Here is a 19543-nt window from a genome sequence, read left to right as displayed (position 1 = left end):
AGATGGTGAAAAATGACAAAAAATTGCCGTTAACACCATTGCAAATGGTTATGTTAATGGAAACATTAAAGGACCCATTATCAGATGCATATTGGCAAATTCTATCTTATGAAATTCCAAATACGTTTTCATTTGAAGAAATTCATTACGCTTGGTTGAATACTGTAAAGGCAAATCCAGCATTAAGAACAAAGTTCGAATGGGATTATGAGTCAGAACCTATCCAAATTATTCAAAATAATGTGGAGGAAGTTAGTGTATTAGAGGTTAACTTTCTTACAATTAAAGACGAATTTTTAAATATAGAGAATTGGTTTAAAAGTAAGATTGCTAGGCTACAACATTCTATGTTGGATAAATCTCAGCAATTTTACATCGTTCATAACTGGAAACCAACTAAAAACTTATTAGTATGGGTGCATCATCATATCATAATGGATGGCTGGTCAATTGCCCAAACGTTTGAAGATTTCTTTAAGTTATTAAACAAGGATGTAACTTCATTAGAAAGTCGTCCGGATATAGAACCTTATTTAAACTATATTAGTGATTCAGCGTACAAAAAAGAACTAGAAGAGTATTGGAAAAATGTTTTAAGTGATTTAACTCAAGCAGAAACACTGGCTATAGAAAAATCACAACATGTTGATCAAAAGCCATTATTCATGTATGTAGATAAAGAGTTAAGTAAGAAAGCGGCAGAGAACCTTCATGCCTACAGTATAAAAAATAGGGTTACAACTTCAAGTGTAGCTTTAACAATATGGGGAGTGTTGATAAATCGTTATCAACAAACAAATAAACTATATGTAGGTTCAACCTTTGCTTTAAGACCATATCAATTGATAGAGTCGAATGATATGAACGGGATGCTCATAAACACCTTACCAGTCAAAATAGATATTGAAGATGAACTGACATTAAAAGAAGTGTGTTTGCAGACAATGGATTATCTACAAGATGTTTCAGAAAACAGCGGGGTTCCATACTCTAAATTGTTGCAATTTGGAGGGGTATCTGGAGATTCAGAAATCTTTAAAACGTCTGTTATCTTTCAAAACTTTAAAGGAAGTTTAAATAAAAAAAAGAATGGTGATTTAGTTCACCAATATGGAACGAGCTCTGATTCTTTATCGATAACATTTGATATTACCCAAAATTCATTATTTTTAAGATTAGGTTGGGATCAGCATCGTTATGAGAAAATGGAGCTTATGAGAATACTCGATTCCCTTGAGTATATATTTGAAAATATAGAAACCTATAATAATATGCTAGTGAAAAATATGAACTTAACGAAAGTTGAAGAGTTATATCTAAATAATGTATTAAATACAAAACAACCTGAAAATTTTGGAAATTTCTCTATTCAATCCATGTTAGAAGGTCACAAGGAAGATTCTTTAGCTATATCAGACGGTCAAAGAAATTTAAGTTATCGAGATTTAAAAAAATGTATTAATATTGTGGCAAATCAATTACTTGAAGAAGGAGTACAGAGTGGGGATACGGTTGCATTAGTTGGGAAGAAAAGTATTGAAACAGCAATCGGCATTTTTGCTACTTGGACAATAGGTGCTGCGTGGTGTGCAATTGATATGAATACACCAGATGCTAGAAATAAACGTACTTTTGAAATATTGCAGCCAAAAACGTCTTTATTTCTAGATAACATTTCAAAAATTATCGAGTGTAGTGCTAATGAAAAAGAAATTATGAGCGAGGCTCACAGGTTTAACTCAGAAGATTTTGCATATTATATTTCTACTTCTGGTAGTACAGGAGAACCTAAAATAGTTTCATTAAAAGCGGAAGGTTTGTCTCAACTAACGCAAAGCTGGAAGCAATTTTATAATTTCTCTCACGAACAAAATGTTCTACAACTAGGGAGTTGGACCTCCGATGTTTTTTTAGGTGATTTATTGAAGGCATGGTCTACTAGTGGATGCTTATTCATTTGCGAGGAAGATAAAAGAATTGACATGGCATATTTAGCGGAAATAGCAGATAAATATAATATATCATTTCTAGAATCAACACCTGTTTTAGTAAGAGAATTTATCCACTTTTTAAATGCAGAAAAGATTGTTTTAAAGGATTTAAAAACGGTAGTGGTAGGTTCTGATACGTTCAGACTCGAAGAAAAGAATGAAATTTGTAACATGCTTTGGAAAGGTGTGAATTTCTATAATGGTTATGGTCTAAGTGAATGTACAATTGAGTCGCTAGTTTATAAATGTAATAACTATGACGATAGTTCTAAATCAGGGCTATGCCCAATAGGTGAACCATTACCAGGAACGATTGTGAGAATTGTTGATAAAAAAGGTAACTTAGTAGCCCCTGGCATGATAGGTGAACTACACATTGGCGGAAATCAAGTTACAAAAGGATACGTAACCGAGGATGGCTTAGCTACTTCAAATATATATGCTTTAGATGGTGTTAGATACTTCCGTACAGGTGATTTAGTTAGGCTAAACGCTAATGGGGTAATTGAATTTTATGGACGCTGTGATCAACAAGTAAAAATTCGAGGCTACCGATTGGAGTTAGGAGAAGTGGAGAACGCGTTGTTATCACTTCAATCAGGTATGGAATGTTTTGTCACATGTCTTCTAAATACTAATGGTGAAAATCAATTAATTGCCTTTATAAGTGGAACAAACCAAAGTGTTGAGACAATTACTAGTATCATTTCAGGGATACTACCTGATTTTGCTATTCCGAATTTAATTATTTCATTAGAAAAGTTGCCTCGAAATACGAATGGTAAAATCGATAGAGTTTCACTAAAGAAACAAGCTGAAGCACTTCTAAAACAATCAACTGAAGCTACAAATATTTCAATATCAGGAGATATAGTTGATATTGTTAGAGAGACGTGGGAAGTAGTTTTAGGGAAAAAAGTTCAACTAAATCGAAGCTTATTCGATCAAGGCGGCCATTCTTTAATTGCTCTAAAATTATATAACTTACTTAGAAAAGTATTGCCTGAGCATGAGTTTGTGGTTGGAGACCTTTTCAGATATCCAACGATCAACCGATTTGTTGAAGAAATTTCGGCTAGAAAAGAGGATAAGCCTACTCAAGAAAGTGTGACTCCATCTTACAGCAAAATAGAAGTACTAGAAAAAGTGAAACAAGGCGAGCTTACAGTAGATGAAGCAATGAAATTAATAGGTGGTAATAGATTGTGAAGATGAAACAAGAAAAAGGCTATCTAATATATAACCCGAATCAAAATGCAAAATTAAAATTGTTATGTTTTCATCATGCTGGAGGTTCGGCACTTTCAATGGTTCCTTTAGTAAGAAACTTATCTTCAGAAGTAGAAGTTTGTTTATTTGAACTACCTGGTAGAGGAATGACCAATGATTTGCCTTTTCAAGCTACATTTTGTGAAGCAAAAGAATATCTTCTAAAAAACGTAGCTCCTTATATTGATCGTCCATCAGTTTTATTTGGTCATAGCTTAGGCGGATTATTTGTGTATGCTTTATCAAGTTTACTTGATGATAAAAGTCAATATATTAAAAAATTAATTATTTCAGCTGCTAGGTCGCCAATAACTGTATCTAATAATGCGACGTATCCTGAGACTCCTTTTACGAGGCGAACGAGAGAAAGTGTTATATCAGATATTAGAAGGCTGGGTGGAGTTCCTAGTGAGCTTGAGTCTGACTTGTGCCTGTTCAATTCAATAGTTGATGTTACAGGAAGAGATTTTCATTTACTTGATACATTTAGGTTTGATGATAAGGCATTCATCAAATATCCAATGGAGCTTTGGTTAGGTGAACAAGATTTGGCAGTTCCTGAAGAGGAAGTAGAACTGTGGGAGAAAATGACGCTAAATGAATATAAGTGTAAGTATTTCAAAGGTGGTCATTTCTACTTGAATGAGAACGAGGCCCCTGCGAAAGAATTGAGTCGTGAATTAATGGAAATTTATGCTAACATTAAAGGAGGGGTGATTTATGCAGACTAAACTTAAACCAGGAGAAAGAAGACATTATCGGGAAATTGAACTTTGGAAAGATGTTACCCAAGAGCAGTGGGATGATTGGCATTGGCAATTAACGAATACTATTAAAACTTTAGATGATTTAAAGAAGGTTGTAAACTTGACTGCTGAAGAAGAAGAAGGAGTAAAAATTTCTCTACAAACGATTCCTTTGAATATAACTCCTTACTATGCATCTTTAATGAACCCAGATGATGTACGTTGTCCAATACGTATGCAGTCTGTACCCTTATCTGCTGAAATTATTAAGAGCCACTATGATTTAGAAGATCCATTGGACGAAGATGAAGATTCGCCAGTACCAGGCATAACACATAGATACCCAGATAGAGTATTATTCTTAGTTACCAATCAATGCTCCATGTATTGTAGATATTGTACTAGAAGAAGGTTTTCTGGACAGGTGGGAATGGCAGTACCTAAAAAGCAACTTGATACAGCTCTTGATTACATTAGGAATAATGAAGAAATTAGAGACGTTCTATTATCAGGAGGAGATGCCTTATTAATTAACGACAAAATACTTGAGTATATTATAAGTAATTTAAGAGAAATATCGCATGTAGAAATAATTAGAATTGGCACTAGAGCACCAGTAGTATTTCCTCAAAGAATAACTGACGAATTGTGTGATATTTTTAAAAAATATCATCCTGTATGGCTAAATACACACTTCAATACTTCATTGGAATTAACTGAAGAAGCAAAAGAAGCATGTGAAAAATTAGTGGATGCTGGAGTTCCAGTTGGGAATCAGTCTGTTATTCTTACGGGCATTAACGATAGTGTTCCGATAATGAAAAAATTAGTACATGATTTAGTCAAAACCCGGGTTAGACCATACTATATTTATCAATGTGATCTATCAGAAGGTATTAGTCATTTTAGAGCGCCTATTTCTAAAGGATTGGAAATAATTGAATCTTTGAGAGGGCATACTTCCGGCTATGCTGTTCCTACATTCGTAGTAGATGCCCCAGACGGTGGTGGGAAGATTGCTTTACAACCAAATTATATAATTTCTCAGAGTCCTGAGAAATTTGTTTTAAGAAATTTTGAAGGCGTTATTTCTTCTTATCCAGAAATAAAGAACTATGAGCCAGGTACTGCAGATAGTTATTTTTCTGAAGTTTATGATTTAAAATCATATGAATCCACAGGTGTTTCAAAGCTTCTAGCGCCTGAGCCTTCTAAAAGTCTAATTCCAAAAAATCTTCGCCGATATAAATTAAGGGAAAGATATAAAAAAGAGGGAGCGGAGACTTTGAAGGATAAAAGAGAAAATAGGGATCTTTTAAAACAAAAGAAATTACTACAAGCACAGAAAATAAAAAAATTTTAGTTAGGAGAATAGAGATGATTAGTTTTTACGGAAGGTTATCCACAGAAGTATACGATATAGATAAATATATTGGTAAATCATTTGGTGATGTAGAGTATTATCTAAAAAGGTTAGAAGGTGTTAAGGGAAGAATATTAGAGCCTGCTGTTGGTAATGGACGTATCTTAATACCTCTACTGCAAAAAGGGCTAAACATTGAAGGTTTTGATCTTTCCGATGACATGTTAAGTTTATGTAAAAAGAATTGTGCGGAAAGAGAGCTTTCACCAAATCTATATTCATTAAATATGTGCAATTTTACATTGGAACAAAAATATGAAGCAATTATTATTCCGACTGGATCATTCCTATTAATGCATCAAAGAGAAGATTCTTTAAATGCTTTAAAGTGCTTTTACGATCACTTAGAGGATGGAGGCCGTTTAATAGTGGATACTTTCCTTCCCGAGTCGTTTGAGAAAGGTTATCTTGCGACTAGAGTATTAAAGAATCAAGACGGTGACTCTATAACTTTGGAAGAAGTATTAGTGGATGTGGATTACATTAATCAATTTACTACTACGCATAATAAATATCAGAAATGGCAAAATACTAAACTAATTGACACTGAGTTAGAAATCTTCCCATTAAAGTGGTATGGAGTAGAAGAGTTTCGAGCTATTTTACAAGATATTGGATTTAAAGATGTTACGATTTCTTCAGATTACGAATATAATAAATATCCAACGAATGATTCTGAGGTATTTACGTATGAAGCAGTAAAAAAATAGCATTTAACTAAATAGCGAATATAAATAATAGAACTATTCATCTCTCAGTAGGGGTGCCTCAAAAATGAAACATTTGACTTAGAACCATATAATAAAAAGCAGTGAAAAGTTCGATTCAATCGAACTTTTCACTGCTTAAATTTAATTTCGGACTTTTTCAGTGCCCTCGATTTTTATGATGGGTGTTTAGATTGTTTTTTTAATGTTACACAACAAAAGGAGTACATACAGCAAAGCCTTTGGGGTTCACCTGAACAGGCAGCAAAGGAAATTCAAAATGCTAATTTATTCTCAATTTCGCATTCCGTCTGCGGTTGGCATGGGACCAAACATGTTGATGGCTAAACTAGCATTAGATCTCGATGCTTGTTTCTACTTTTTTATTTTTAAAATCTATTGCTCAGACAAAAGGCTAGTCAAAAATAGCTTTCATCGCATAGTAATAGTAGTGTAAAGCTAATCTAGCCTTACAAAAAAACTCTCCTGTTTTGGGTCACTTTCTAAATGGAAGTGGCCTTTTTAAAAATGTTAAATTATGGATAATTTTAAGGGCAAAATAGCAGCTGACAGTTTAAGTATAGTGAGCGTTAGATACGGTGAATCACAGTACCGTGAACTAACAGTATTATAGTATACTAGTAGTTTGCGGTGCTTTTTTGAACGTAAGAGAAGGCCCTGTCTTGTACTATTAACAAAGGAGAAAGACACCATGAGCAGATTTTATGATGCAGTAACTTTTACAAATAATAAGATATACGAACCAAATAACCTAATGATCAGCAATATTCAAGAAGAACAACAAAATTCAGAATATGGGGCAGGGAAATTCACTTTAAATTTGAAAACAATTCGCTTTAGGGTTGCCAAAATAACGCCAACCAAAATCGGACAATTTGTCGCTTTTTGGGAGAAGGATGACGGCAATAAAAATCAAGCATATCATTATAAAGACTTCCCAGACTTACTAGTTATCACTACCTTTAAAAATAAAAAGGTCGGTCAATTTGTTTTCCCAAAAGAACTTCTGATGAAAAAAGGTATTCTAAAAACAAAAGATAAAAAGGGCAAGATGGCAATCAGAGTCTATCCAAGTTGGGATGAACCAACCAATAAGCAAGCAGTAACTACTCAAAAATGGCAATTACCATATTTCATTGATTTAGCAGATAATAATATGCTGATGAATGAACAAATAATGAAACTATATTCTTAAGCATTAAAGTCTACTGATCGGTCATTTAATGTAGCGAATGGGCTTTTATCCCTGTATATTCGTTACTTTGTTGAAATCGAGCATCATTGGTAATCATATAAGTTTAACCTTATATTCAAACGTAATCTACTTGCTCAACTACTTTTTTCCTTTCAACTGATTAATAAGATTTTTATTCGTTTTCTTTTTCTGTTTTTGAGAAGGAAAAACTATTTAGTTAATTTCCTTTTTATTGAAAGTTTGTTATACTTTATATTGAACATAGCTTTTAGAGGTGATTTTATGGAGAAAGATACGATAATTGAATATCAATATCCCGAACACCAGAAGCGACGTCATAATGGGGAAAGCACAGAGTTATATGTAATTAAAATTACAAAAGAACAAGTGGACAGGTTGATTGAGGATATTGATAAAACATTAAAGACATCCAATGAAGTAAAAAAACCGAGTACTTATAATTTATGAGTACTCGGTCTTTTTATAGCTATTTATCAAGTGTTTCATCGAATGTTTTACGACCAGGATTAATTTTATGTACATGAACATTTATCTTACTTATTGAATCTTCTGTCAAGGTAATCTTGCTATTTGTCTCTGATTTTTTCCAAACACTTACGTTTTTTCGATAAAAATTCTGATAGGCGATAAATATCAATAACCTGTTTTAAACCTTCTTCGTATGTTTCTCTTATTTCTTTTTTTCCTTCCGCTATAATATTTTTTCTTATCTCTTCAGACGATACTTTTTCCTTGAAACGATTCTTACCTGCTTTCTATCTTTGAAATGAAAAGTGATGCCATTATACAAATTGAATTAACTACAGGATAACAGAACAACATTATGTGACAAAATTGTCATGTTGTATCGTTTTTGGTCATGTAAAACGATGGTTTCGGTATTATTTGCTTGTTATATTAAACGATGTTGTAAGAAATTTTTTTCTTGTAACCAGCAATACTTAGTTGAAACGTGTAAATCCAAAGGAGAAACTAAAATGAAATCATCATTAAAAATGTTTATGTTTATGCTTGCTATGATTCTAATATTTAATGGATTATTACCAAAAATAGCGTACGCGGACTCGAAAGAAAAAATTCAAAAGATTGAACAATTTGTTGAAGAGCAAAGAGCCATTAGTAAAATTCCAGGATTATCATTAGTTATTGTAGAGAAGGGGAAAACGGTCTATCAAAAAGGCTTCGGATACGCTGATGTAAAGGAAAAAACACCCGTCACTTCTAATACATTGTTTGAAATAGGATCCACGACGAAAGCATTTACAGGGCTAGCCATTCTGCAATTGGAAAAGGAAGGTTTGTTAACACGAACTGACGATGTCCGAAAGTATATTCCTTGGTTAGAGCTAAAATATAATGGGGATGTGCAGACGGTTACTATCAATCAGTTACTTTACCATACGAGTGGGATAGCTTCTAACACTATAGCTCGTATCCCTAAAAGTACAGCGGATAACGCTATTGAGTTGACTGTGAAAACATTACTAAATCAACAATTAAATCGTAAACCTGGCAGTTCATTTGAATACGCAACAATTAATTACGATGTATTGGGTCTTGTTATTGAGAAAATAACAAAACAGCCCTATGAAATGTATATAAAACAGCAGATTTTAGAGCCAGTCGATATGAATGATTCCTTTGTTGGGCTTCAACAAGTGAATTCAACAGAAATGGCAACCGGTTATAAAAGAGGGTTTATGCGGGAGCAAACATACACGCCACCGATTTATCGTGGAAATGTACCAGCTGGGTATATTGTCAGCAATACGAATGATATCGCAAAATGGCTGAACTTACAGTTAGGAATCAGCCAAATTTATCCTATTGGCAAAAAAATCATTCAAGAATCGCATATCCCTGATCAATCAGTAGAGCCTTTCGATAAGGATACATACTATGCTAGTGGCTGGGGCGTTATGGAAAAAGACGAAAAACAATATATCCTCCATGCCGGAGAAAATCCAACATTTACCTCGTATTTCATCATGCAGCCTGATGAACAATTAGGCGTAGCCATACTGTCCAATATGAATACGAGCTTTACAACAGCTATAGGTCAAGGCGTGATGGATTTATGGGAAGGGGGAAATGTTAACAATAATCATTCCGACAGCTATCAAAAATTGGATAAAATCGTGACCATCATTTGTATTACGATCTTTGGTTTCGGTGCATTTTTCAGCATTTTTTCGCTAAGAATCGCGAGAAAATTTTATAGAAAGCAACGCATTAGAGTATCTTTAAGCGCAAAGAGGATTTTTCTACTTTCCATACATTCGTTAATTGTAGCTGCCATTTTGACACTCTTGATACTGTTCCCAAAGATTTTATTCGACGGATTGCCTTGGGAATTTATTAAAGTATGGGGGCCGACTTCAATCTCTGTGTTATTTTATAGTGTCATAGTGACAAGTGTTATTTATTATCTGTTTGGATTATTGCTTATTTTTACTAAAAAAAATGAGCTAAAGATGAAATAAGAGAAGTATCTATATGAAGCCGTTGATTTCCGTTACGGCGGACGCTTTTCGCGGGCACGGCTTCAGTCTCCTCGTCGCTAAGCTCTTGCGGGGCTTCAGCTCATGCTATTCCCGCAGAAGTCGCCGCCTGTGCTCCAACCAACTCGTGTACGTCTATAAATGATTGAGGTGATGGATAAGGATGATGAAAAATAGTAATAATGAACGACATCAATTAGAAATGCTGCTATCGGAAAATCATTGGACGTCCTATTTGGTCGCATCATGTGGAATCTTTTACGTCATCAATGTGACATGAAACAGATCTATGCACTTCTAAAAGAAACGATTGAACGTATATGTGCGGATGCGAAAGAAAAGCATGGTATGCGTTGGACAACCTTAATTGTCCATGACTGCCATGAATTTAAAGAAGCTAGCTAATTCATGGTAAAGTTTAAAAACGGCAGAAAATAGTTGCTCGTAGCGAACTACTGTCGTTAATAGCGGTTATTTGTCACTACTATTTCTGATAACATTTCAAAAGGTATTCGGCATAATCACGTTCCGAATACCTTTTGGCGTCAATCTAAAGGGTCACTCGGTTAAAAGTGACCCTAAACAAAACTACGGGATTATTTGAATTTTTCGGGTTTGGCTACTTTGGTTGAAGCTGCTTCACCACATTTTTTGCAAAATGTTAAAATAAGTGGGGACCCAGCAGCAATTATAGAACCTATAGGTCTAACGTTACCTTCACTAGTTATACTGCCAATTTGACCAGTTGCAAAGGAATCGTTACCACAAGCCTTACAAATTAATTTATCATTCTCCATAAAATCACCTCAATATGTATTTTATGTGAATTGTAACATAAAAAAAGCCGCAACGAGGGAAGTGGCTGCGGCCTCAAATCAGTGGAGAAAATCTCATGGCAATAATTATTCTGTACACAATTTGTTAATTTATACATCAAAAAGAAGCTGCAGCGTGATCAAACGCTACAGCCTAGAATTGGCTCATGACCTTTTACGGTTAGTCAGTAACAGTGTTATTGTTAAGAGATAATAAAGTTGTTTAAAAATAAAATAGTTGTTTAAATATATGTGTAATTTGCATCTGTTTGCTTATAAATGAAATAAGCGAACGGATGTTTTTTGTTTGGGAGGAAATGATGGCGAATGCTAAACAGAGACTTACTAAAAGAAGAAAAGAATTAAATTAAATTCAAAATTTAATAGATAACGCATCTAATTTGTGAATTATTCACTTTTCATGTGAGAGTTTCTATGACATTAAAGATGGAAGACACCTAGAATGACATCGATAGCTGTTAAATATTTTAATACTGGACAAACTGAAACTTTTTCTATTGATGCCATTGACATTTATCCAAATAAATCGTTGCGTTTTTTCCATTGTTTCCTCTTTTCGCACAAGCTATAATAATGCCGTAAATGATAATCATTTTCAATTAAAGGCAAGAAGGAAAGGGGCAACAAGTGTGAAGAAACATCGTGGAAAGCAAATTATACTATGGGCAGGGAGCTTTCTCCTGTTGGTGATATTATCAGCATGCAGTACTTCTAATGTTAATAGCAACGTGTCTGATGAACAGAAAGAGGAAAGCGAGAAAACAATACAGTATACAACGATTAAAGGTGAACAAGTTAAAATACCTGCACATCCCAAACGGGTCGTTTATATTGGTCCGACGCTTGGCGATTTCTTGGTGATGGATATTCCAATCGTTGGTAGTAATCTTATCCATGCTAATCATAGTTACTATGAAGGCAAAACGGAAGGAATAGTTGATGTTGGACATCCAGGTGACTTAGAGATGATTCTAACTTTAAAACCGGATCTGATTATTAATAGTTATTACAATGCTGATGCAGAGCAAAATGAGGCATTGTCGAAAATTGCTCCTACTATCCCCTTCAACCCAGCTCTTCCTTATGCAGAACGTATAAAGGAAATGGGAAATATCTTTGGCCAACAGAAAGAGGCAGCTCAATTGATTGCTAAGTTTGAAACACAGTCGCAAGAAATGTTTGATAAGCTTCAATTAGCAGAAGGGGAGTCAGCAACAGTTTTCTACCAGTTAGGTAAAACGCTTTATGTTATGGGTAATCGTTCACTTGGTGCCATTATTTATGGAGAGAACGGCTTTGCCATCCCGCCAGCAGTACAGAAAAATATTATTGATCAAAAAGGGGTATCTTTCGTTGAGGTTTCAGAGGAGGTGATTCCAGAGTTTGCTGGTGATCATTTGTTTGTACTTGTACAAGATAATGATGAAAGTAAAACAGAATCTGACCAACTGCTACAAAGAAGCCCGCTATGGGGAACTCTGCCTGCAGTCCAAAAGGGAAATGTTTACGTTGCTTCTGCTGAATGGAATACAGATGGCTTGTTAGCTTTGGAGCAATTGTTTAAAGAGCTGCCACAATGGATGCAACGGCCGTAAGAAATTGTATCTGCCCACTCAGTTCTTTAAACCGTTAGTTTTCTAAAATAGCACATACTCGAACTAATAAAGCTGAGCTATAGTTGAAAGCGGGTCATTATATGTTATATTAATGACAATGATAATCACTTTCAATAGTTGGGGAGTTGCTTATGAATCTAGCATCCTTGTATATTAGGCTACAACACTGTGATAGGTTTCAAGTTGACCAGACGATCTCAGCGATTAGCCATAATGAGGGAATAAATAACAATGAAACAAATTTATGCACATTATTGATAGCACTTAGTCCTGGCATACGGCTGTACATAGATAAAATTGCAATCGATCTGCGACAAGGGAGCTGCATTCTAGTTTTACCAGTACAACGCTACACGGTGGAATCAAGCAACGGCGAGGGAGAGCTTGTGCGCTTTACCTTTGAAACCTTTGAAGTAGAAGGAATGAATATGAATCCGGTTGCTCATCCACCCTTGCTTTGTGGTTATCCCTATAGTCTGTTATTTTCTCGAGTCAAGCAAATATTAGGAAATGAAGCAGAGATGAGGAATCCGTTCCGTTCCTCTCTGTCCGCATCAGAAATGGCAATGATGCAAAGTAGACTTCAGTTTATTCTAAGTATGATGGTCCAGTTAGATGAGCAAGCTGCCCATTTGCAGAACGAAGAAAAGATAAAAATGATACAACATACTGTACATTATATGGAAAAGCATTATGATGAAGACTTGACAGTAGAACAACTAGCTAACATGGCTGGAATGGTCAGATGGCAATATAGTCAACAGTTTAAAACATTGACTGGTCAAAAGCCAACTGATTATTTGGTCCATTTACGTATCAAGCACGCAAAGAAACTACTTTGCAATTCCACTGAGCCATTGAGCAAAATATCTCGACAAATTGGGTTCAAGGATGAATACTATTTCAGCCGATGCTTTCGTAAATTAACTGGAAACACTCCGCGTGAATATGCCAATATCCATCTACATACTCAGCAAAGAACAGTTATCGATTCACTTGGTAGAAAAGTTCTTGTTCCTAGAAATGCAACGCGTATTGTGACTGATGGCAAATATACACTTGGAGAATTACTAGTTCTAGGCATATCTCCTATAGGAGCGGCCATCTCTATGAAAGATAATGTAATTTATTACAATAAGTTACAAAATATTCAAAATATTGGACATTGGGCAGATCCCGATAAAATAGCACAGCTGCAGCCTGAGTTAGTGTTGCTTAGCTATCATCATCATGCACAAGATTTACAAGTACTAGATGCGATTGCTCCTACTGTTGTGTTGGACAATAAGTTTAGACTATTTGAACGATTACGGTATATCGCTAAACTATTTGAACGTAGTAAAGCGGCGGAGAAGTGGATTACTACATATGAGGACAAAGTAAGACTGGTACGTAGACAATTAGCAGATGCTTATATTGCTGGGGAGACGGCTACTGTTTATCTTAAGCTAGGTACAAAATTTTATATTATGGGCCAAAACGGATTGGCTGCCTCCTTGTATGAATCACTTGGCTTTCGTCCATCTGCCCAAGTGATGCACCTAATCGAGCAAGGGCAAGCATGGATAGAAATTCAGCAGCATCAAATGAAACACTATGCTGGAGAACGCAATTTCATCTTGGCTTCTCGCAAAGAATTGCAAACAGTTGCTCACTGTCCACAAATCGCGGCTATAGTCGAGTTAACTCCCGGTAAGATTCATTTTATGGATGCTACATGGAATTATGAAGATCCCATCACACGTGAACGGTTGTTAGAGGTGCTACCGTATATTTTTAAGAAGAAAACTATGTGATTAGGGGTGTAGCATCAAAAAAGGTACTTATTTATAAATTAAATGACTTTATTATCTGTATAAATTCGAGCTATAGAATATTAAATAGATTTTAAAACGATTTTAAAACCACCTATCAAATTTAGGCGATAGGTGGTTATTGCATTTTAATGGTCAAAATTAAACAACTTTATTATCTGTTAACAATTATACCGCAACTTAGGAGATCAAACCTAATGGGCAAACAAGGGCTAGTATTAACATTTACACAAAACAACTAGACGCAATGATTACGGACTAACACTGGGTGATTAACGCTTAAAGAAATACGAGCAGTTGGGCAAAGACAACTCAATACGGTATCGAGGCTATATTATCAAAGGTTGTAGGAAGTGTAGGCGATCACTAGATGCTTGACGGGCGATCTAAGCGATGAATAAGGTACAAAATATGGGTTTTAAGTCATACACACATTAAAACATCAAGGACAGTATCGTAGAGAACATGATAGGGTAACAGGTAGAGAGCCTGATTGCCCCCTTTTACTTATGCATCAATTGTTTCAATATAAAATTCAGTTACCTCATTTTTTTCAGCATTTGTTTTAGCTTCGCAAAAAAGTATTATCGGGATTTCTTCATCATCAAACCATAGATACCTTACTTCTGCACAAAAGCCACTGTTATCATTGTATTCGTATACATCTATGTCCATTTCTTCATCACTAGGTGGCAAAGTAAGTGTTCCTTGCATTAGTATAACGTCTTTTAAAAACTTCTCAGTTTCATCGTTAATTTTATTCTCTTCTTTAAGTTTTTCGTAACGAAGGTTTACTAGATCAACGAGTGTTTCTTTAGTTAATTGCACTATTTTTTCTTCTAATGTCATTATAATAATTGCCTTCTAAACTATGAAATACTTAACTAATCTCATATTATCATTAATAATCTATACATTACTATAGTTGCCATACTTTCAATATTAGGTGATAGGGAAGTACGAGATGTAAACTGAATTGGAGGTCGGACAGATAAAGATTTCTCGCTTGGAATTTACAAAATCCTAACTATTAGGAAAAGACCGACCGATGACCGAAAAGCGTCCCATATTAGGTATCTAAATAATTTCAGAGCTATAAATTGGGATTTATATCCATACTTTCTGTTTTGTTGTATAATAAAATAAGAATAATTTAAAAGAGGAGAGGAAAGTTTTGCTGAAAATTTTACAAATTGTTTTTTCCATCATAGTAATATCACTCTCAGCTTACGGACTTATCACACGGGATTATCAGCTGAATTTTTTAATGATATTCTTTTTAGGATTATTTATGTTGATTTTAGGAATTAGAGAATTTCAGAGAGAGAGAAATGTTTATGGATGGCTACTAATCGTTGTATTTTTATTTTCAGTATTTGTATCAATTCAAAGTTTCGTATTGCTCTAAATAAAGGAGTGGTTATCATGTTGAATTTTTACATTTCTCAAAAGATGATTCTGAACATACAAGTGAAGAAACAACTCGGGATGAATCAATAGAAGTCGATAAAGCAGTAGAACAAGTAAAAGTAACAGAAGAAACTTCTGAAGAGTCGAACTCATCGTCAATCAAATTAGGTGAAGTGGTCATTGTTGATGATTTTGTAGAATTTTTGTTAAAAAGCAATACTTTCACTAGGAAAGTTCATCCATCTAATTCAGCGACAGACCATGTTTTTCATTTAGAAGATACATATCAAATATTACTTGATTTGATACTGTGATTTCATTGAAAAGTATCGACATCAGGCAAACTGGGAGATAAATTTATTTCAGATATTAAATACATATATGATAACAAGTATGAGTATGTACCCGAAGTTGTAATGAAGTAAATAATGGAAAAGAATTTGAAATAGCACAAAATTGGGTGATATGTATTTTATTGGAATTTATTACTTATTTACGGTATGGGGTGACGATTATGTGGTGGAAACTAAAAAAAATTATTGATGATGACAAGCAAATTGTTTACAGATATAGCCGTGAAAGTGATGAGTTGGATGGTGAAATTGCATTTGATAGAGAAACCAAAACGTTTCGTTGTATCGAATTAGCAAGTGGAGATACTGAAAGAGGAGTAGAATGGTTCTACCCGCATTTATGGAGAACTATTGATATAGAAAACGCACCTGACGAACACTTTATAGCGATTGGTTAAAAGCATATTTACTGCAAATTATTATGTGAAGAAAAAAGGTAAGCGTAGGGGCTGTAACGAGATATAAATAACCATCTTTACTAGATTAGTATAAGTGATTCAAGCCACTCCTTTTAAATGCAACGATTTTCATTGTGGTGGTGGGGAAGGTACTCGCAATCTTTAATAACTTCATGTTGAAATGTGCTACAGCAAAAATGAATGGTGGCGCTCGTTATACTGCTGCTGAAAAAATAATGCTTGAATATAGTACGTAAGGAAATTAGAAAGCGTTGGACAAGTTTAGTGAATCAGCAGGACCACATTTTCTATCTCAGTTGCAAAGGTTGTCCGAAACGAAGAACTTATGATCCTACTAAAAATGCAGAGGGTGCAAGACGTATAAGTGGCAAAGAAGTATTGGGAAAGAACTGGAGCAGATTAGTAATTTGCTCAGGTGGAACAAGTGAATTTTTGCAAGATATTGTTTAGTAAAAAAATTGTGAACCAAATATTCACAAGGAAGAATGGTAATATGCATGGGATAATTATCACTCAGCAAATCAATTTTAGAAGAAGAAACAAAAAGAATCTACTTTGAAATAAGTTCAATCAAAATAGATTCAATAACTATTGGATACACATGAAGTCTTAAAAAGTTTAATCTTTTGTTTGTTTTGTTGAACTACATTTGTGGTGCTTCCATACCAAACTTTGCCCATTCTTCTTTTGAAGGACCATAAATGCCTGGAACAACTAATCCTGCCTGTCGCATAAGAACGGTCATTTGTCCTCTGTGGTGGCTTTGATGTTGAATCAAAAACATTAATAGTGAACCATTAGGCATTTGTTGACCGATAAATTCAATACACTCACTCATTGTATGGTCAGTCCATTGGGTTTTTAATGCCTGTACAAATGCATTACTAGCTTGGTGATAGCTGTCTGCAATAAATTGAGCCGAACAAGGAACGGGATAATCTTTAGTTGGTGCTTCAAACTTCAAGTTTGTATTTGAAGTAATAATTCGTATAGCAGAAACGGTATGCCAAGCAATGCGTCCTAAAGTCCAATTTTGTGATGTTATTTCCTGTTTAAGTGATTCATCAGTTAAATTATTGAGTAGATTCTGTGTAGCATCAGCTTCAAACTCCCAAGATTTCAAAAAATGATCTAAGGTCTGGAACATAAAAATCCTCCTAAAAATTAGTTTTCTTTCTATGCATCTATAATTTAAGTATACGCTCCGTTAAGCGGAATAAGGTTATAATTTTGAAAAACAGTTAAATTTTTCTAAAGGGTTCACTTTACTATCCATGAACATTACTTCAGTAACTGCTATTTTACTGAATAATATGAATAAAAAACAATAAAAAAAGGGTCACCAGGCTGGGGGCGACCCTTTGGTCATAACAGGAGTGTATAAAGCTGCTAGATTAGCATTACACTACTATTATGATAGTTTGCAGAAGGGGTTATGGAGATTATTGATAGTTGCCAATAATGAAGGCGCTAACCTTCTATTCAACTCGTTACACTTAGAAAATTGGAAATGTTAATATGGCTTATGCATGAAAGATGCGCCGACAATAATTAGAAGAATGAATAGGACAACGATTAGAACGAATGATGAACCGCCATAGCTACTGCCGCTGTCATAGCCTCCGTAATAACAATTGTTGTTGTAATTACCTACATTACCTACATTTCCTGAGTATCCCATAAAAATCCCTCCTTTCTACAATCTATAATATGTTAGTTGTAGAAAGGAGAGGAGGTTTTTATCTAATCAATATTTTCTTTTGAAGAATTGAAAATCCTGTTACGTATTTTGTGGGACAATAAAAAAAGGTCACTGCTGGTCCTCTGCGGAGATAGGCGAAAATTAAATGCCTTTACACAATATAAATATGCCTTAGACGAAGATAATGCATAGTGATTTGCCTATAGATCAATCTAATAAAAAAAGCCGCAGCGTCTTCACACGATACAGCCTAGAATGGGTTCGAACCCTTTGAGTTTTGAACAATATGTTTATAAAAGGTTCCATAAACAAATTTAATTTTTTATACATTTCAAAATATCACTTGCTAACTTTGTAGATCTTGCATACCGAATCTGGGGAGGGGCCAGTGTTTTTTTGTTTGAAACCTCCAAGCTCCAAGGACACAGGATTATGAAATCAACTCGTTTATATAAAAAGTTAATCTTTTATTGGCAGATTGTCCCGGTTTTTATACCAGTAGGACCGTTAAATCCTGGGATTGTAGCAACGACCATATTGGTTGCTATTTTTATGACAGACACAGTATTGTCAGCTTGATTTGTGACATATGCAAATGTTCCATCAGACAAGATAGTTACTTGGTCAGGAGATAATCCTACTGGGATGGTAGCAATCACCGTATTAGTTGCTGTATTGATAACAGATACAGTATTACTACCTTTATTTACAATGTAAATAAGTGTTCCGTCAGGTGTAATGGAGTTTCCTACAGGTCCTGTTCCTACAGGGATTGTATCTACTACTGTATTAGTTGCTGCATTAATGACAGATACGGTGTTACTATTTTCGTTTGTAACGTAAGCAAATTGTCCGCTCGGTATGAAAACGATTGATCTTGGGCGAATTCCCACAAGGATTGTAGCAACCACGGTATTAGTAGCTGTATTTATGACTGATACTGTACCTGAATTTTCGTTTGCAACGTAAGCAAACGCACCATTCGGAGTAAAAGCTATGCCTTGAGGTTGGAGCCCTACTGGAATAGTAGCTGTTACGGTATTAGTAGCTGTATTTATGACAGATACAGTGTTAGATCCATGATTGGATACATAAGCAAGTGTTCCATTTGGTGAAATGGCTACACCAAGGGGATTAACTCCTACCGGAATGGTAGCGATTGGCGTGTTTGTTTCAGTACTAAAAACCGTTACATTATTCGAGAAGAAAGCAGGAACGTAACCAAATGCTCCATTTGGTGTAATCGCTACTTCTAGAGGAGCAGACCCTACTGGAATGGTAGCGACTATAGTATTTGTCGCTGTATCAATCACTGATACTCTATTATCAGGAGTTGCTAGCTGACCAGCGTCTGTAATATATACGAGATAGTTACAACTTGGTGGTAAAGGTAAAAATGGTGGCATAGGACAACGACAAGGACAACAAAAACAACAACAATGACAATGGCAACTTGGATTTGATTTAAACTTGAACTTTTTAAAAGATTTATGTTCTTTCTCCACAATGGACTTCCTTT

15 protein-coding genes and 3 pseudogenes are annotated in these 19543 nt (G+C 34.9%); 13 read left to right on the top strand and 5 right to left on the bottom strand.

Going from position 1 to position 19543, the window contains the following annotated elements; translation table 11 throughout:
• Positions 1 to 2 precede the first annotated feature (2 nt).
• The 9 genes and pseudogenes from H131_RS12370 (at position 3) to H131_RS24485 (ending at position 10279) form a co-directional block, all read left to right on the top strand.
• The gene (locus tag H131_RS12370; protein ID WP_010859486.1) at positions 3 to 3200 is read left to right on the top strand and encodes a condensation domain-containing protein; all 3198 of its coding nucleotides are present in this window, start codon (positions 3 to 5) and stop codon (positions 3198 to 3200) included.
• Positions 3201 to 3202: 2 nt separating this feature from the next.
• On the top strand, positions 3203 to 3991 hold the full coding sequence (locus tag H131_RS12365; protein WP_036131454.1) for a thioesterase II family protein: 789 nt from the start codon (positions 3203 to 3205) through the stop codon (positions 3989 to 3991).
• Complete coding sequence (kamA, locus tag H131_RS12360) at positions 3981 to 5369, top strand: lysine 2,3-aminomutase (RefSeq protein ID WP_010859484.1); 1389 nt, start codon at positions 3981 to 3983, stop codon at positions 5367 to 5369. The genes H131_RS12365 and kamA overlap by 11 nt, the downstream gene beginning before the upstream one ends.
• A gap of 14 nt (positions 5370 to 5383) precedes the next feature.
• On the top strand, positions 5384 to 6139 hold the full coding sequence (locus H131_RS12355; RefSeq protein WP_010859483.1) for a class I SAM-dependent methyltransferase: 756 nt from the start codon (positions 5384 to 5386) through the stop codon (positions 6137 to 6139).
• Between the two features lie 231 nt (positions 6140 to 6370).
• Positions 6371 to 6506, top strand: a pseudogene (locus tag H131_RS26150) (Y-family DNA polymerase); the annotation flags it as partial.
• Between the two features lie 342 nt (positions 6507 to 6848).
• A complete protein-coding gene (locus H131_RS12350; RefSeq protein WP_010859482.1) occupies positions 6849 to 7352 on the top strand; it encodes a MepB family protein in 504 nt (167 codons plus the stop codon).
• Positions 7353 to 7634: 282 nt separating this feature from the next.
• Entirely contained in the window at positions 7635 to 7820 is a 186-nt protein-coding gene (locus H131_RS12345; RefSeq protein ID WP_010859481.1) for a hypothetical protein, read from the top strand.
• 530 nt (positions 7821 to 8350) lie between these two features.
• Positions 8351 to 9856, top strand: coding sequence for a serine hydrolase domain-containing protein (locus H131_RS12340; RefSeq protein ID WP_010859479.1), 1506 nt, complete (start codon positions 8351 to 8353; stop codon positions 9854 to 9856).
• A 264-nt stretch (positions 9857 to 10120) separates the two neighbouring features.
• A complete protein-coding gene (locus H131_RS24485) occupies positions 10121 to 10279 on the top strand; it encodes a hypothetical protein (RefSeq protein WP_010859478.1) in 159 nt (52 codons plus the stop codon).
• 191 nt (positions 10280 to 10470) lie between these two features.
• Here H131_RS24485 and H131_RS12330 read toward each other — a convergent pair whose 3' ends face one another.
• Positions 10471 to 10671: a hypothetical protein gene (locus tag H131_RS12330; RefSeq protein WP_010859477.1), complete on the bottom strand. Its 201-nt coding sequence runs from the start codon at positions 10669 to 10671 to the stop codon at positions 10471 to 10473.
• Positions 10672 to 11339: 668 nt separating this feature from the next.
• Between H131_RS12330 and H131_RS12325 the strand changes: the two genes are divergently transcribed.
• Both H131_RS12325 and H131_RS12320 read left to right on the top strand, forming a co-directional pair.
• On the top strand, positions 11340 to 12305 hold the full coding sequence (locus H131_RS12325; protein WP_010859476.1) for an ABC transporter substrate-binding protein: 966 nt from the start codon (positions 11340 to 11342) through the stop codon (positions 12303 to 12305).
• Positions 12306 to 12457: 152 nt separating this feature from the next.
• Positions 12458 to 14122 carry a helix-turn-helix domain-containing protein gene (locus tag H131_RS12320; RefSeq protein ID WP_010859475.1) on the top strand — a complete coding sequence of 555 codons (1665 nt, stop codon included), beginning with the start codon at positions 12458 to 12460 and terminating at the stop codon, positions 14120 to 14122.
• Between the two features lie 525 nt (positions 14123 to 14647).
• Here the strand turns inward: H131_RS12320 and H131_RS12315 are convergent.
• Positions 14648 to 14989 (bottom strand): DUF7668 domain-containing protein, encoded by a 342-nt coding sequence (locus H131_RS12315; protein ID WP_010859474.1) that lies wholly within the window; start codon positions 14987 to 14989, stop codon positions 14648 to 14650.
• 418 nt (positions 14990 to 15407) lie between these two features.
• Here H131_RS12315 and H131_RS25955 point away from each other — a divergent pair, with 418 nt between their 5' ends.
• Together H131_RS25955 and H131_RS12305 are read left to right on the top strand one after the other, a co-directional pair.
• Positions 15408 to 15548, top strand: coding sequence for a DUF3953 domain-containing protein (locus H131_RS25955; protein WP_329600449.1), 141 nt, complete (start codon positions 15408 to 15410; stop codon positions 15546 to 15548).
• A 516-nt stretch (positions 15549 to 16064) separates the two neighbouring features.
• The gene (locus tag H131_RS12305; RefSeq protein WP_010859472.1) at positions 16065 to 16301 is read left to right on the top strand and encodes a hypothetical protein; all 237 of its coding nucleotides are present in this window, start codon (positions 16065 to 16067) and stop codon (positions 16299 to 16301) included.
• Positions 16302 to 16965: 664 nt separating this feature from the next.
• On the opposite strand, the gene H131_RS12300 is transcribed toward H131_RS12305, so the two are convergent.
• From H131_RS12300 to H131_RS12295, 3 genes and pseudogenes are all read right to left on the bottom strand, one after another.
• The gene (locus H131_RS12300) at positions 16966 to 17469 is read right to left on the bottom strand and encodes a DinB family protein (protein ID WP_010859471.1); all 504 of its coding nucleotides are present in this window, start codon (positions 17467 to 17469) and stop codon (positions 16966 to 16968) included.
• A gap of 366 nt (positions 17470 to 17835) precedes the next feature.
• Positions 17836 to 17916 (bottom strand): annotated as a pseudogene (locus H131_RS26145) (YjcZ family sporulation protein); the annotation flags it as partial.
• A gap of 575 nt (positions 17917 to 18491) precedes the next feature.
• A pseudogene (locus tag H131_RS12295) lies at positions 18492 to 19409 on the bottom strand (beta-propeller fold lactonase family protein); the annotation flags it as partial.
• Positions 19410 to 19543 lie beyond the last annotated feature (134 nt).

Origin of the sequence: Lysinibacillus sphaericus OT4b.31 (genome assembly GCF_000392615.1) — a bacterium.
GTDB classification, from domain to species: Bacteria; Bacillota; Bacilli; order Bacillales_A; family Planococcaceae; genus Lysinibacillus; species Lysinibacillus sphaericus_B.
This window is presented reverse-complemented; position numbering and strand designations above follow the sequence as displayed.